At 47.0% G+C, this 13,746-nt stretch carries 10 protein-coding genes; 9 read left to right on the forward strand and 1 reads right to left on the reverse strand.

Annotation, left to right across the window (positions count from 1 at the left end; translation table 11 throughout):
* Nucleotides 1-70 precede the first annotated feature (70 nt).
* Both FGL37_RS18895 and ggpS read left to right on the forward strand, forming a co-directional pair.
* Entirely contained in the window at nucleotides 71-1,060 is a 990-nt protein-coding gene (locus FGL37_RS18895; RefSeq protein WP_037533831.1) for an NAD(P)H-dependent glycerol-3-phosphate dehydrogenase, read from the forward strand.
* A gap of 1 nt (nucleotide 1,061) precedes the next feature.
* Nucleotides 1,062-3,308, forward strand: coding sequence for a glucosylglycerol-phosphate synthase (gene ggpS, locus FGL37_RS18900; protein ID WP_028070860.1), 2,247 nt, complete (start codon nucleotides 1,062-1,064; stop codon nucleotides 3,306-3,308).
* 7 nt (nucleotides 3,309-3,315) lie between these two features.
* On the opposite strand, the gene FGL37_RS18905 is transcribed toward ggpS, so the two are convergent.
* Nucleotides 3,316-3,681, reverse strand: coding sequence for a response regulator (locus tag FGL37_RS18905; protein WP_028070859.1), 366 nt, complete (start codon nucleotides 3,679-3,681; stop codon nucleotides 3,316-3,318).
* A 509-nt stretch (nucleotides 3,682-4,190) separates the two neighbouring features.
* On the opposite strand from FGL37_RS18905, the gene FGL37_RS18910 reads away from it, so the two are divergent.
* The 7 genes from FGL37_RS18910 (at nucleotide 4,191) to FGL37_RS18940 (ending at nucleotide 13,495) form a co-directional block, all read left to right on the forward strand.
* A complete protein-coding gene (locus tag FGL37_RS18910; RefSeq protein ID WP_028070858.1) occupies nucleotides 4,191-4,715 on the forward strand; it encodes a sigma-70 family RNA polymerase sigma factor in 525 nt (174 codons plus the stop codon).
* Nucleotides 4,716-4,798: 83 nt separating this feature from the next.
* Nucleotides 4,799-5,857, forward strand: coding sequence for a FecR family protein (locus FGL37_RS18915; RefSeq protein WP_028070857.1), 1,059 nt, complete (start codon nucleotides 4,799-4,801; stop codon nucleotides 5,855-5,857).
* Nucleotides 5,858-5,862: 5 nt separating this feature from the next.
* Nucleotides 5,863-8,901 (forward strand): SusC/RagA family TonB-linked outer membrane protein, encoded by a 3,039-nt coding sequence (locus FGL37_RS18920; RefSeq protein ID WP_028070856.1) that lies wholly within the window; start codon nucleotides 5,863-5,865, stop codon nucleotides 8,899-8,901.
* Nucleotides 8,902-9,053: 152 nt separating this feature from the next.
* Entirely contained in the window at nucleotides 9,054-10,703 is a 1,650-nt protein-coding gene (locus FGL37_RS18925; RefSeq protein WP_028070855.1) for a RagB/SusD family nutrient uptake outer membrane protein, read from the forward strand.
* A 9-nt stretch (nucleotides 10,704-10,712) separates the two neighbouring features.
* Nucleotides 10,713-11,717, forward strand: coding sequence for a metallophosphoesterase (locus FGL37_RS18930; RefSeq protein WP_028070854.1), 1,005 nt, complete (start codon nucleotides 10,713-10,715; stop codon nucleotides 11,715-11,717).
* 259 nt (nucleotides 11,718-11,976) lie between these two features.
* Nucleotides 11,977-12,825, forward strand: coding sequence for a helix-turn-helix domain-containing protein (locus FGL37_RS18935; protein WP_028070853.1), 849 nt, complete (start codon nucleotides 11,977-11,979; stop codon nucleotides 12,823-12,825).
* A 175-nt stretch (nucleotides 12,826-13,000) separates the two neighbouring features.
* Nucleotides 13,001-13,495: a hypothetical protein gene (locus FGL37_RS18940; RefSeq protein ID WP_028070852.1), complete on the forward strand. Its 495-nt coding sequence runs from the start codon at nucleotides 13,001-13,003 to the stop codon at nucleotides 13,493-13,495.
* Nucleotides 13,496-13,746: the final 251 nt, after the last annotated feature.

The raw sequence follows: 13,746 nt of genomic DNA on the forward strand, positions 1-13,746 counted from the left end.
TATCTTTGTGAAGTAATAGATAACCAAATTGCAAAAGCAACTGCTTTTTGCTGTTTAAAACCCCAACGATTTGAATGAGATTAGTGTGATAGGTGGTGGGAGTTGGGCCACGGCCCTGGTAAAAATATTGACGGAAAACAGTGTTCACGTAAACTGGTACCTGAGGCGCAGCGAGCAGGTGCGCTCGATTACCAAAGAAGCTGTAAACCCTGACTACCTATCTTTTTTAAAACTGGACAATACAAAAATTTATGCTTCGGATGATCTGGATGATATCATAGACCGGTCCAATGTGGTATTGTTTGTTGTACCTAGCGCACATCTGCCCGGCGTATGTGCCCAGATAAATGAAAATAAGCTTTCCGGGAAATTTATCATTACTTCGATCAAAGGAACAGTCGGGCCAGACAATCTGCTGCCCAGTGCTTATCTGGCCAGCTGCTTTGATTTGAAAGACTTTCAGCAAGGCATGATTGCCGGACCCTGCCACGCCGAGGAAATCGCACGCAACAAGAAAACCTACATGACGCTTTGCGGTCCAAATGAGGGATTTATCAGGAAGATCGAGGCTTGGTTTGCCTCGCCTTATATCCAGGTCCATTATTGTCCGGATATGAGTGGCGTGGAATATGCTGCGATTTATAAGAATGTGGTCGGTATCGTCTGTGGAATGGCGCAAGGACTGCATTATGGCGACAATTTTATGGCCGTACTGGTCTCTAATGCCATCTATGAACTGGAGCAGCTACTAGCTGCCCTCGGCGGCGGACAGTCCAGGCTGGCCAGCTCCACCTACCTGGGGGACCTGCTGGTCACCGGATACTCTGCACACAGCCGCAACCGGACCTTTGGTGAGTACCTTGGACGCGGACATTCGGTATTTGAAGCTCGGCAGATGCTGGGCATGGTGGCCGAGGGATACTTTGCTACCCTCGGACTGATAAACACAACTGCAGGTCTTGGATTAAACTTGCCGCTGCTCAACACCGCCTACCGCGTCATGTACAAACGAATGCCCGTCATTGATGAATTTAAACTTTTAGAAAGGAATATACGATAATATGTTATTAGCAACAGATTTAGATGGAACTTTTTTGGGCGGAAAAATGGAAGACCGCCTCAGATTATATAGATTGATAAAAGCAAACCGGGATATTCAGCTCGTATTTGTCACCGGTCGGGGACTGGAATCGGTCCTACCACTGCTGAGCGACCCGTTGATCCCAGTGCCAGATTTTATTATCGCCGACGTGGGGGCCACTGTGGTCAACGGACATACCCTGGAAGCCATCGAACCGCTACAAAGTGAAATTGAGGAAAAATGGCCCAAGACTTACGCTATCCGATCGGAACTGGAAGAAATACCACAGCTCAGTTATCAGCATGTGCCCCAGCAGCGCCGGAGCTCCTTTTATTATGAGTCTGATGTAGACCGTGAGCGGGTGCAGCAGGTTGCCGATAAATACGACTGTGATATCATCACCTCGGCGGACCGGTATCTGGACCTGCTGCCCAAAGGCGTAAATAAAGGAACAACACTCAGGACCCTGATCGAGTTTTTGAATATTCCTGCCGATCAGGTCATGGTGGCAGGAGATACGCTGAATGACCTCGCCCTGTTTCAGATTGGTTTTAATGGCGTTGCTGTCGGCAAATCGGAAAGCAGTCTGCTGGATGCCATCAACGAGCTGGATACGGCCTATCGGGCAGAAGCAGCCGGCGCTGGAGGTATTCTGGAATATATGGCTACACATAGCCCGTTTCAACAGTTGATCCGTAGTGAACGGAAAACATCCCCAAAAGGCAAGCCTAAAAAGTCGGGACAGCTCGTGATGGTATACCATAGGCTACCCTTTGAAAAGGAATCAATAAATGGAAAAACGGTACGTGTGGCCCCAAAAAGTCCCAACGGTATTATTCCTTCCTTGCTGGGTTTGTTTGAAAAGGGACGGTCTGGTCTCTGGATCGGAGAGGAGGCACTGCAGGAAGATGGAAATGCGGTGCCCAATCAGCTGGTGGATGAAACGAGATATCCCAATCTGGTCGCTTCGACAATATCGTTGTCGAAGGAAGATATTGATCAGTTTTATCGTGTGTTTTCAAAGGAGGCTTTCTGGCCCACCATCTTTTCATTTGTGGACAAAGCCAAGTTTAACCACGAAGACTGGGATCATTATCTTCACATCAACAGACTCTTTGCGGATCGTGTCGCCCGGGAAGCGGATGAGGGAGCTCTCGTCTGGATACATGAGTATAACCTTTGGATGGTGCCATCTTTCCTCAAAACCATGCGTCCTGATCTGAAGATTGGATTCTTTCACCATACGGCATTTCCGGCAGCAGATATTTTTAATATCATTCCCTGGCGGAAAGAGATCATCGGCAGCCTGCTGCTCTGTGACTTTATCAGTTTCCATATCCCGAGGTATGTGGAGAATTTTGTGGATGTGATCCGTAGTCACACGCCTTTTAAGGTTGTCAAGAAAGTCGGTGTGGCCAACCAGTTTCTTACCTATAGCTGTGCGCTTGGCGTGGATCAGATGACCAAGGTCATTGAGGTGGATGGGAGGCAGATCAGGCTTGGGGCGCAGCCGGTAGGCGTCAACCGGGATCATATCCAGCACATCCTTAATGATGGCGGTATCAGGGACGATATCGAACAGCTGAAAGCGATGAAGGTGGAGTCAGGCATAACACGGATCATATCGGTCGAACGCTTGGATTATGTCAAAGGACCATTGGAAAAAATACAGGCCTTTGGTGAATTTCTGGAAGAATACCCCGAATTTAGGGGGAAAATAGAGCTTGTCAATGTCTGCACGCCTCCCTCCCAAGGAATGACGATCTATGATGAGATCCGGGATCAGGTCAATCAGGCCGTGGGGGAGATCAATGGTAAATTTGCGACCATGAACTGGAATCCCATCCAATATTTTTACCGTGCTCTGCCCTTTGAGGAAGTCGTCAAGCAATACGCGCTAAGTGACATCGCATGGATTACCCCACTGCGGGACGGCTTAAATTTGGTGGCCAAAGAGTATATCGCCACGCATGGGCTGTTGGATACATCGGGGATACTTGTCTTGTCTGAATTTGCAGGAGCTTCGGTCGAACTGCCATATGCGATATTGACTAATCCCTACGACCGAAAAAGTATGAAAGAATCGCTGCTCAAAGCGTTGGTGATGGAGCCCGGCGAAGCGCAACTAAGGGCAAGGCGGTTATATGAGCATATCGAGCACTATGATATCCATTTCTGGGGGCGGGATTTTGTTAATGAGCTCGAAAAATCCGTGAAGCAGAGGTAGGAAAACATTATCCGCCTAACATGCTCTTCACGACCTTTTCCAGATCATCTAGGCTAAAAGGCTTTTCAAGAAAAATATCAGCGCCGGCATCCGCAGCTAGCTTCTCTATATTATAGTTGGCTGAAAGAAGGATAACAGGGATATACCGGTGTAAGGGATGAGCCTTGAGCAACCGTATCGCCTCTACGCCACCAATGCTGGGTATCCAGTTGTCCATGAGGATCAGATTCGGCTGGACCATACTGACCCGTTCGATAACATCGTGTGAGGTTTGGGAAACAGCAACCTGATAGCCGTCGTGCTCAAGTATAAGCGAACAGATCTCCAAAATATTGATGTCGTCATCAAAGATCAGTATAGTTTTAGCTTCCATCGATAGTTAGTATTTGTGGTCGTTGTCTGAATATACGAAATATTAAAAAGGTGGGATTGCCGCTATACAAAAGAATCGAGAAATACTGGTCAGCTCATGTGCAAATCGATCCCTATAACTCATATTTTTGACTCATATCATCATTTGCAACTTATTGGTTACAGATCGTTTTTTCTATTGATGTTACAAAAGAAGATCAATGGCTGACCGGGAGAATGTAGGGCAGTATGTACAAAATAGTGACAAGCAAATGATGTGTATCTTTCTGCAGATATGTTCTGGTATCCTCTCCACTGTGATCGGAAATATGCTCTTGAAAGTTTGCCAGATCATGCATATTCCATAGCAACGATAACGCAAAGATACCAGCGATAGTTCGCGTGCTGCTCCCTGTTAAAATGCGATATGGTGGGGCATCGTACATCGGATCTCTTCAGTCCAATTGTTTATCGAATATTGATGGTAAGTTAATACTAAAGAAACTTTGTACTGTTACATTTGGCACCGCAATGGAACACATTCGGCCTATCAAATCTTCTGATCAGAAAAGCTTCAATAGTGTATACGAAATGTATCACGGGCAGATTTATGGTTTTGTCCTAAAGCGGACGCAGTCGGACTATATTGCCCAGGAAGTCACCCAGCTGACTTTCATCAAACTGTGGAACCAACGCGAGAAATTGAACGAGGAGCTCAGCATTCTGATTCAGCTCTTCGGCATGGCCCGACAGGTGATGATTGATCTGCTGCGCAAGGAGGCCATCCGGTTTAAACATGAAGGCCAGACCGCGGCAACACCTTTTACCGATAGCCTGATCCGATCCATAGAAAGCAAAGACCTGTTGCAAATGATGGAAAGAGATATCCAGAATATGCCACGCATGCGACGCAAGGTCTTTGAACTAAGCCGCAAAGACGAGCTCTCGCATAAAGAGATCGCAGCCCTGTTTTCCATCTCCACCAAAACGGTGGAACAGCATATCACGAAAGCTCTGTTGCAGCTCAAACAGCACCTTTATTCGATTATGTTATAAGACCTTAATGTTAAGGATATAGCTTCTCTATTAAATAATTGTTAAGTAATAAGGGGTAAGCCGCCGGCCTGCGTAATAGGAGTATGAAGCAGGATAAACAGCAGCAGATACGCAAAAAGATCTGGAAAATGCCCTTTCTGGTCGACGAACTTTTCAAGGACGATGACTGGAGCCTATTTGATGGCACAACGGCACAGCACAAGGTACCCACCGGGGAAATGAAAAAGCGGATCCAGACCGCAATACAGGCGGCGGAACAACGGCTGGAAAAAAAGGCTGTCCGTAAATATAGGCTCATGCGTCTATTACGCTATAGTGCCGCAGCGGCCATACTTGTCTTCTTTTCTTTCCATTTTATCACCTGGTGGATCAAAGATGAAGAACACGCAACTAAGGACAGGGCAGTTGCATTGTCTCAGGCAGTGATGAGTGATACGAGCTGGACCTTTATCGAAAATCGAGCATCCGCGCCCATACGGATCAAGTTGGCGGATGGATCCCATGTTAAGCTGTTTGCAAAGAGTTGTATTCGCTACCGTAAGGTTTTCACGCCTCAAGCACGCGACATCGAGCTGATCGGGAAGGCCTATTTTGATGTCGCTTCCGACGCCGAACGCCCATTTTCGGTATATGCCGGTGGAACCAAAACGACGGCACTCGGCACCTCCTTTACGATCCAGACTGGCAGGAAAAAAAGGGCTGTAACGGTAGCGCTTCATACCGGCAAGGTGCTTGTTGCCTCGGTGGATCATAAGTTTAAAGCGGTCTTTCTGAAGAGCCCCGGCCAACGGCTGTCCGTTGACAACTTTGGGCTTACCAGGGAACATATACCGGTAAAAAAACGCATCGAACAAAAAGAGCTGCACGCTGATTCACCTGTTGACCTGCTGGATCTAAAAAATACACCTATGCCGCTCGTGCTGCAAGCATTGGAAAGAACTTTTAAGCTTAAGCTTCATATTGGTGACCGGGATATCGCAGACATCCATTATACAGGCCAGATCGATGTGCATAAAGATCAGGTTAAAGACATCCTAACGACAATCTGTCTGATCAACGAATTGCGCTATGTATCAAATGCCGACGGAAGTTACACCCTTTATAAACAAGATAGTAAAACCAACGAACATCTAAACAACTAACAGATATGCTCAGAAAGACAAATCCACAAAAAAAGAACCTGTTTCTTTTTGCACTGCTTTCGGCTGGGTTCACCCATGTACACGCCCAGCAAGATCAAGTGAAAGGAGCGGTACAGGACGAAAAGGGACAATTCATTGCCGGTGTCAGTGTCAAGGCAATACCGGTGAATGGCGGTAAAAGTATAACGACCAGCACGGACAGTAGGGGGTTATTTCGTTTTCAGAATCTGATAGAACTGACCGGATATCAATTTGTGTTTTCGGCTGTCGGCTTTCAGCCCGACACCTTGTCTGGCTATGTGATCGAGGCCAGAAAACCATTGTCGCTCAGTGTCAGGCTACAGCAAGGCTCTGTCAAGCTGGATGAGGTTGTGATCGGCTACGGCCGTGTATCCCGAAAAGATGTAACAAGCTCTATCAGTACAATACGTGGGGATGAGGCCAACGTGGGGGTGTTTACATCGCCTGCGCAGATGTTGCAGGGAAAGGTAGCGGGATTAACCATATCGACAAATAATAGCAATCCCAACGCAACGCCATCGATCAGCCTCCGGGGTGCATCGACTTTACGAAGTGGGGAAGCCATGGAGCCCTATTATGTCATCGACGGTGTGCCGGGAGCATCGCTTACCTTAGTTGCTCCCGATGATATAGCGTCCATAGATGTGCTCCGTGATGCATCGGCAACGGCGATCTATGGTTCCAAAGCCGCCAACGGTGTCATCATTGTGACCACCAAGCGGGGAAAAGCAGGCCAGACCAGCATTAGCTACAACGGTTACCTGGCTATTGACAGGGTGGCGAAACATTACAAGATGATGAACGCTGCACAATATCGCTCTTACGTCAATGACAATGGCTTCTCGATGGAACCCACCGACGACCTGGGAGCCAATACCGACTGGGAACGCGCAGTGGAGCGAACCGGGATATCCAACAATCACAATATCGCCGTCCTCGGAGGTGCGGACAAGACGCAATACAGTATCAGTCTCAATACCATCAAAAATAATGGTGTCATCAAAGGCACAGATATGGGCCGGCAGATTGCCCGTGCTTTTGTGCAGACCAAGGCACTCAACGACCGGCTGACCGCCTCGTTCAATATCAACGCCAGCATCACCAAACAGAACGACGTGCTTGCGCTGGACCAGGGTCTTAGTGTGTATGACGCCATGTATTATTATCTGCCGGTATCACCAATAAAAAACACCGACGGATCCTGGTTTGAGAAGTCGGACCGGTCCCAGTATGCCAATCCGGTGTCGCTGATTGAGGAGAATACAAATTTCTCCAAGACTAAAGTCATTCAGGCCCATGCCAAACTAGGCTATGAAATCTTGCCGGGCCTGAGCTATAACATTGATCTCTCTTTACAAAACAGGCAGTTCAACAATGCGCAATATTATTCGAGCCTGTCGATGGCGGCCCGAAACCAAAACGGAAAGTCGATCCGTGCTGCAGTGGAAGACGAGCGCAGGGTAATGGAAATGAACCTGAGTTATGAGAAGACATTTGCACAAAAACATAAGGTTGCTGCACTGGCCGGTTACTCCTGGGAGGAAAACAACAACAACGATGGCTTCCAGCTGACCACCTCGGATTATTATAACGACGATCTCAGCTACTATAATCCCGGAATGGCGAATGTGGTTGATTTGCTGGGCTTCGGCAATTATTATCTGTCTACGCTACGTATGATATCGGTCTATGGTCGGATCAACTATGCCTATGATAGCAGGTATTTGTTGCAGGCCACGGTAAGACGTGATGGTTCATCGGCCTTTGGCATCAACAACCGCTGGGCAACCTTTCCTTCAGTGTCGGCAGCCTGGCGCTTGTCCGAGGAACCTTTTATGCGCGAAGCCGGTGTTTTTGATGATCTCAAGCTGCGGGCGGGATATGGTGTCAGTGGCAACTCGTTGGGCTTCGACGCCTTTACGGCGCAGAGCGTGCAAGGTACCTCTTCCAAATTTTTCGATTACGTGAGCGCAGATGGACTGATCAGCCCGCTACGTACACTACAGGTATTGCGCAACAGCAATCCGGATCTCAAATGGGAAACGACCAGTATGATTAACCTCGGATTGGATTTCGGTATCCTGAACAGTCGCCTGAGTGGATCGTTGGAGCTTTATAAAAAGAAAACAAGCGACCTGATTTATGACTATCAGGTGAGTCAGTCTAAATATATCTATCCGATCTTGACTGCGAATGTCGGGGAGATTGAAAACCGAGGAATAGAGCTGACGCTGAATGCGAAAGCCGTGGATAAACAGTATTTTAAGTGGAATACAGGAATTGTGCTGTCACACAATTCCAACAAGGTGGTCAGTATCGCCAATGAGCAGTTCACCCAGGATTATATTGAACTTTCGGATCTGGGAGGGGCAGGCCAAAGTAATTTTTTTCAACAACGCTTGACACCCGGGGCACCAATAGGACAGTTCTATACTTGGGAATGGGCCGGGTACAATGACCAGGGGGGCTCGGTATTCTACTCCCATGACGAAAAAACAGGTGAACGAACCGGTGAAACCACAATAACCCCACAACGGAAGGATCAGACCGTCACAGGTAGCCCCCAACCTAAGCTGACACTCGGTTGGAGCAACAACTTGTCTTACAAGGGCTTTGCGCTGACTGGAATGTTTCAGGGTAGCTTTGGTCAAAAAATCCTGAACGCTACGCGGGCACGGCACTCGAATGTGGTCGGCAATGCGGGACAGAAAAATCTGCTGGCCAGCGTGCTGGAAACCGAACGCATGACGGACATTAACGCCCATTATCTATCCGATAGGTACTTGGAGAATGGAAGCTTTTTACGCTTAGCCTATGTGACATTAGCCTACCATATTCCAGTCAAAAATGTTCCTGTAAAAAATTTACGGGTGTATGCGACGATGAACAATGTGTTTGTCCTAACGAAATATAAAGGTATCGACCCAGAAGTGGGACTCGGCGGACTAAAACCCGGTATCGACAATCGGCAGACCTATCCCCGTACACGCACGTTTATGTTCGGACTAAACTTTAATTTATAAGAGCAGCTATGCATCGGATGAACCCGCTGTCGAAAATAGGCAGATCCAATCGGACGGGCTAGCTATCCTAGATGCAGAATAGAAGCTCGTGAAACCATGAGAAAGTAGGTATGAATCCAAAGAGACAACTACAAATGAGATATTATTTACATATGAAATCAAAACTTATTATCCAGTTATTTGCGCTGTCGGCCCTGGCCTTTACACAGGCTTCCTGTACTGACCTAGACGTTGATATAAAATCACAACATACGGAGTTCCCAAATACTGAACGTGCTGCAGAAGCCATATTGGCGGATGTCTACGCGGCCTATCGCGGTGCTCTGGGCCGTGATCACTGGATGATACAGACCTTGTCGGCAGATGAGGCGGTCAGCGTAGCTATCGGTACTGACTACTATGACGGCGGACGCTACCGTGAATTCCATATCCACAACTGGACCGCAGACAATGGAATGCTCCCGAGCATCTGGAATGCCGCTTCCACGGGGATTACATTGGCCAATAACGCCATCACGCTATTTGGTGCCGATAAGGAACAGTTTACGGCAGCCGCGCGTGCCATCCGTGCTTACTACTATTTTATCTTGATGGACAACTTTGGCGCTGCGCCGTTGATTACCGGCCCGATCGATGCTGTACCTGCACGTACAAGCCGCGCCGATATCTGCCGTTTTATCGAGTCTGAGTTATTGGCTGTAAAGGATTTGCTGCCAGCAACAGTCTCGGTAGCCACTTACGGGAAAGCAACAAAATATACGGCGGAGGCACTTTTGGCCAAACTGTATCTCAACTGGAATGTATATATGGCGGCTGATGTCGCTAACTACACACCATCAGCGCCGAACGAAAAAATAAATGCGGTGGTCGCCATGTGTGATTCAATAATTGCTTCTAGCCAGTTTAATTTGACAAGCCACAGGTTTTTGGCCAAATTCCGGCCGGATAACGGCTTTCAGGTAAAGGATTTTATCTTTGCCATGCCATACGACCGCGAAAAACAACAGGGTATGACCTACGCTCGTTTTTGGATTCACCGCAGTGCACAGAATCAGTTTGCAGCGTTGCCTCAAAGTGTTGGGGGGACATTTCGCGTTTTGCCCAGCTATTTGGACAAATTTAATTTGGAAGGCGACGAACGCAACGCATCTTATATTGGTGGCAAACAATACTATTGGTCTAATTACACCGAAGATAAAAAACGGCCATTTTTGATCAGGACCTCGAAACGGGGAATAGATCAGGATTATAAGGGCGACGACGCGGATGTGCAGTTCGACTGGCAGATGGAGACCACGCGGGATATCGTCTTGCGTCCGGATGGGGCTGCCACGCTGAATGCAGGCAATGACCAGAAAGGCCGGTCAATGGGATATCGTTCCATCAAATTCTATATGGACGTAGCGGTTACAGCAGCTAACCAACGGAACCAAAGTAACGATGTGCCCATATTGCGCTACGCGGATATCTTATTGATGAAAGCGGAGGCCATACTACGGGGTGCAGCACCAACACGCGGCGAGACACCACAATCTTTGGTCAATCAGATCAGGGCCTATGTCAACGCCCCGGCCCTTACAAAAGCGCCAGATCTTCAGGACATACTGGACGAGCGTGCGCGTGAGTTTGCCGATGAATCCTGGCGGCGCAATGATTTGATCCGCTACGGTAAATTTGAAGATAACTGGGGATTCCGTTCGCTATATCCGGCGGGGATGAGTGAAAAGTTTCGCCGTATCTTTCCGGTACCGACAACGGTACTGAATGTCAATACCCATTGGAAACAGAATCCCGGTTATTAGTTATCCTTTATGAAACGTAGAACTTTTATGAAAAATTCCCTGGGCACGGTGATCACCGCCGGCCTTGGGGGCATTTCGCTCAACAGCCTGGCGCTAACGTCGCCTACTCGTCTGGAAAGCGAAGACATACAGCAGATGTATAAGCCAAAAGATGAGTACGACATGCACTTTATGGCCGTCGGGGACTGGGGCCGCAATGGTGCGGATCATCAGGTCGCTGTCGCCCAGCAAATGGGACACTGGGCCGAACAGCATGCCAACGATTTTATCATCTCCACGGGCGACAACTTTTACCCCTCAGGTGTAGTCAGTGAACATGATCCATTATGGCATTATTCTTTTGAAAATATTTACACCGCCTTTTCGCTGCAATGGGACTGGTATCCGATCTTAGGCAATCATGACTACAAGTCTGACCCGGATGCTCAGGTACGTTATAGCAATATCAGTAGACGATGGAAGATGCCATCGCGCTATTACAGCAAAGTATTTCCGCTTAGGGATGGCAGGAAGGTACTCATGGCCTTTATCGATACCAATCCCCTGATCCCTGAATTCTATACCAACAGTGAATACGGTCCGCATGTAGCAGGCCAGCAGCCCGAAAGACAGCTAGCCTGGCTCGATCAACTGCTGCGTGATTCGGATGCCCACTGGAAGATCGTGGTCGGCCATCATCCGCTGTATACCGCAGGACCGCGAACGACAAACTACGATACTCTTGCGGTGCGAAAGGCATTGGAAAGTATCTTCGAGGAAAGAGGGGTGGATATGTATCTATCGGGGCACGAGCATTCACTGCAACACCTAAAAGTTGCCGGTAGAAAGTTTCACCAGTTTATATCAGGCGCAGGTTCGGAGGTCACGGCGGTCAAATCTGACCTGCCCTATAGCCGCTTTGCACGTGATCAATACGGCTTTTTCTACTTTTCAATCAATGCATCCCAAATTGTATGTCAGGTGATCAGCCATGAAGGTAGTCAGCTGTATCGCGCTATAGTATCCAAGTCCTAGGTAACAACTATATTTAATGATATAATCGTTATTTCGTTCGATTACTCTGCTCTGATCATGTCCAAGGTCGGAGCAGAATCTCGTCTAGGGAGCATGTAGCCCCAGCTTACCCGGCTAAGCGAGGAATGGCACGCAGTTGTAAGCTGATGCGATCAATGCAATATCCTGAAGTTTTCGGAAAGTTCACAGTGATAGTCGCTGGATTTCTTGCTGCTTTAAATGGCGACAAGAGTTCGTATATTTATGCAAAAGTATTCTCATGCTCAATGACTATAAAAAATACGATTTATTTGGCCGCACGCTTCTGCAGAAAATTGATCTTAAGGCGCCCTTTCATTATGATTTTCCGATAGCGGAGCAGGCTTGCTTTCTCTATGTGCTGAAAGGCGTATTTGAATATCAGCGGGATGACAACCGTATGAGCCTTGCAAAAGATTATGCTTTACTTCTTAACTGTATACAATCAGGTCAACAGATCCAGCACTGCAAGACGGATGATGAGTGCCAGATCCTGATCGTTACATTCTACCCTGACATTTTAAAAAAGGTCTACGATCGGGAATTGCCGTATTTACTGCGGAAACCCCGGGATGTCATTTCCAATAAATCTGCTGAAATGCTCAACAACGATATTCTGATAAAGAAATATGTGGAGGGACTGCTTTTTTATTTTGAAAATCCCTTGTTGGTAAATGATGATATCCTGATCCTCAAACTCAAGGAAATCCTTTTGTTGCTCGCACAATCCGGCGATGCGGCAACCGTTCAGTTGATCCTGTCCCAGCTGTTTTCACCCGATACTTATTCCTTCAAACAGATTATTGAAGCAAACCTTTTTGCGCAGCTTACGATTGAACAACTGGCTGCGCATTGCAATCTAAGTATATCTTCATTCAAACGGGAATTTGCGAGGTTATATCAAGACACGCCAGCCAACTATATTAAACACAAAAAGTTGCAGAAGGCGGCCGACCTGCTCGTTTTTTCGGAAAAGCGCATTACGGACATCGCGTTTGAATGCGGTTTTAATGACCTGGCTACTTTTACCAAGAATTTCACCGACGCTTACCATATTCATCCAACAGGATACCGGCAGGCGAAGCGCTAATTGCGGCTAATACTCGGTGTGCTTCTCACAGCAAGATGTGCTGTGCTGTCAGCAATAGCAGGGCAGGGAACTGTAGTGGACACTCTGTGAACTAAATACACAAATTATTGGACCATATCCTAAAACCGTTTATCGATTTCTCCCGCAAATTTGTATACGATTAAATTAATAGCATATGGGCTTATCAACTTTAGGTATTCTTCACACCATTATTGGTGTTTTGGCTATTGCGGGAGCGGTAGCCGGTTTTTTTAAGTATGGCAAGATCAATCTGGACAAGAGGTCTGGAAAGGTTTATTTTTACGCCAGTATCGTGACTTCGTTGTCCGCCTTGGGTATTTCAAAACAGGGCGGTTTCAACGCTGGGCATGTGTTTTCACTCTTCATTCTTGTGCTGCTCGTGGTAGCCTACGTTCTTTTTACACGTCATAAGGTTAACCGTGGGCGTTATCTGGAAAATTTCCTGTTATCATTTAGCTTTTTTCTATCACTGGTACCTACCGTCAATGAAACATTGACACGTATCCCCTTGGGACATCCGCTTGCAAAGGATACAAAAGACCCACTCATCGCACACACGTTGCTAATCTTTTTCGTCCTTTTCATTGTGGGATCCATTTATCAGTTTGTTAAGGAAAAAAGGCGTATTGTATTTAATAATCATCTTTAGGACATTATAAGCGTAAATTTTGAGTCCATTACACAATCTTTCTGAAGAAACTCTGATTCTTTTGTTGAAAAAAAGAACCAACAGGCTTTTAGTTATCTTTACGATAATTACTCGGAAGCGCTTTACGGTGGTTCGTGACTGGGGGGTATTTTTTCCATAACAACAGTGTTTTGAGTTTATAATTTCTGTATTTAACAGCATTTACGATAATGCGGAGTATTTGGATTGGAAAAATGTTTTTTTTTTAACCA

Source organism: Sphingobacterium thalpophilum (assembly GCF_901482695.1).
In the GTDB taxonomy this organism is placed as follows: Bacteria; Bacteroidota; Bacteroidia; order Sphingobacteriales; family Sphingobacteriaceae; genus Sphingobacterium; species Sphingobacterium thalpophilum.

Bases quoted from the DNA above. Each gene is read 5' to 3' on its own strand.
- FGL37_RS18915 (WP_028070857.1), top strand. From the start codon at position 4,799: ATGAAGCAGGATAAACAGCAGCAGATACGCAAAAAGATCTGGAAAATG.
- FGL37_RS18925 (WP_028070855.1), top strand. From the start codon at position 9,054: ATGAAATCAAAACTTATTATCCAGTTATTTGCGCTGTCGGCCCTGGCC.
- FGL37_RS18935 (WP_028070853.1), top strand. From the start codon at position 11,977: ATGCTCAATGACTATAAAAAATACGATTTATTTGGCCGCACGCTTCTG.
- FGL37_RS18930 (WP_028070854.1), top strand. From the start codon at position 10,713: ATGAAACGTAGAACTTTTATGAAAAATTCCCTGGGCACGGTGATCACC.
- ggpS (WP_028070860.1), top strand. From the start codon at position 1,062: ATGTTATTAGCAACAGATTTAGATGGAACTTTTTTGGGCGGAAAAATG.
- FGL37_RS18905 (WP_028070859.1), bottom strand. From the start codon at position 3,681: ATGGAAGCTAAAACTATACTGATCTTTGATGACGACATCAATATTTTG.
- FGL37_RS18920 (WP_028070856.1), top strand. From the start codon at position 5,863: ATGCTCAGAAAGACAAATCCACAAAAAAAGAACCTGTTTCTTTTTGCA.
- FGL37_RS18910 (WP_028070858.1), top strand. From the start codon at position 4,191: ATGGAACACATTCGGCCTATCAAATCTTCTGATCAGAAAAGCTTCAAT.
- FGL37_RS18940 (WP_028070852.1), top strand. From the start codon at position 13,001: ATGGGCTTATCAACTTTAGGTATTCTTCACACCATTATTGGTGTTTTG.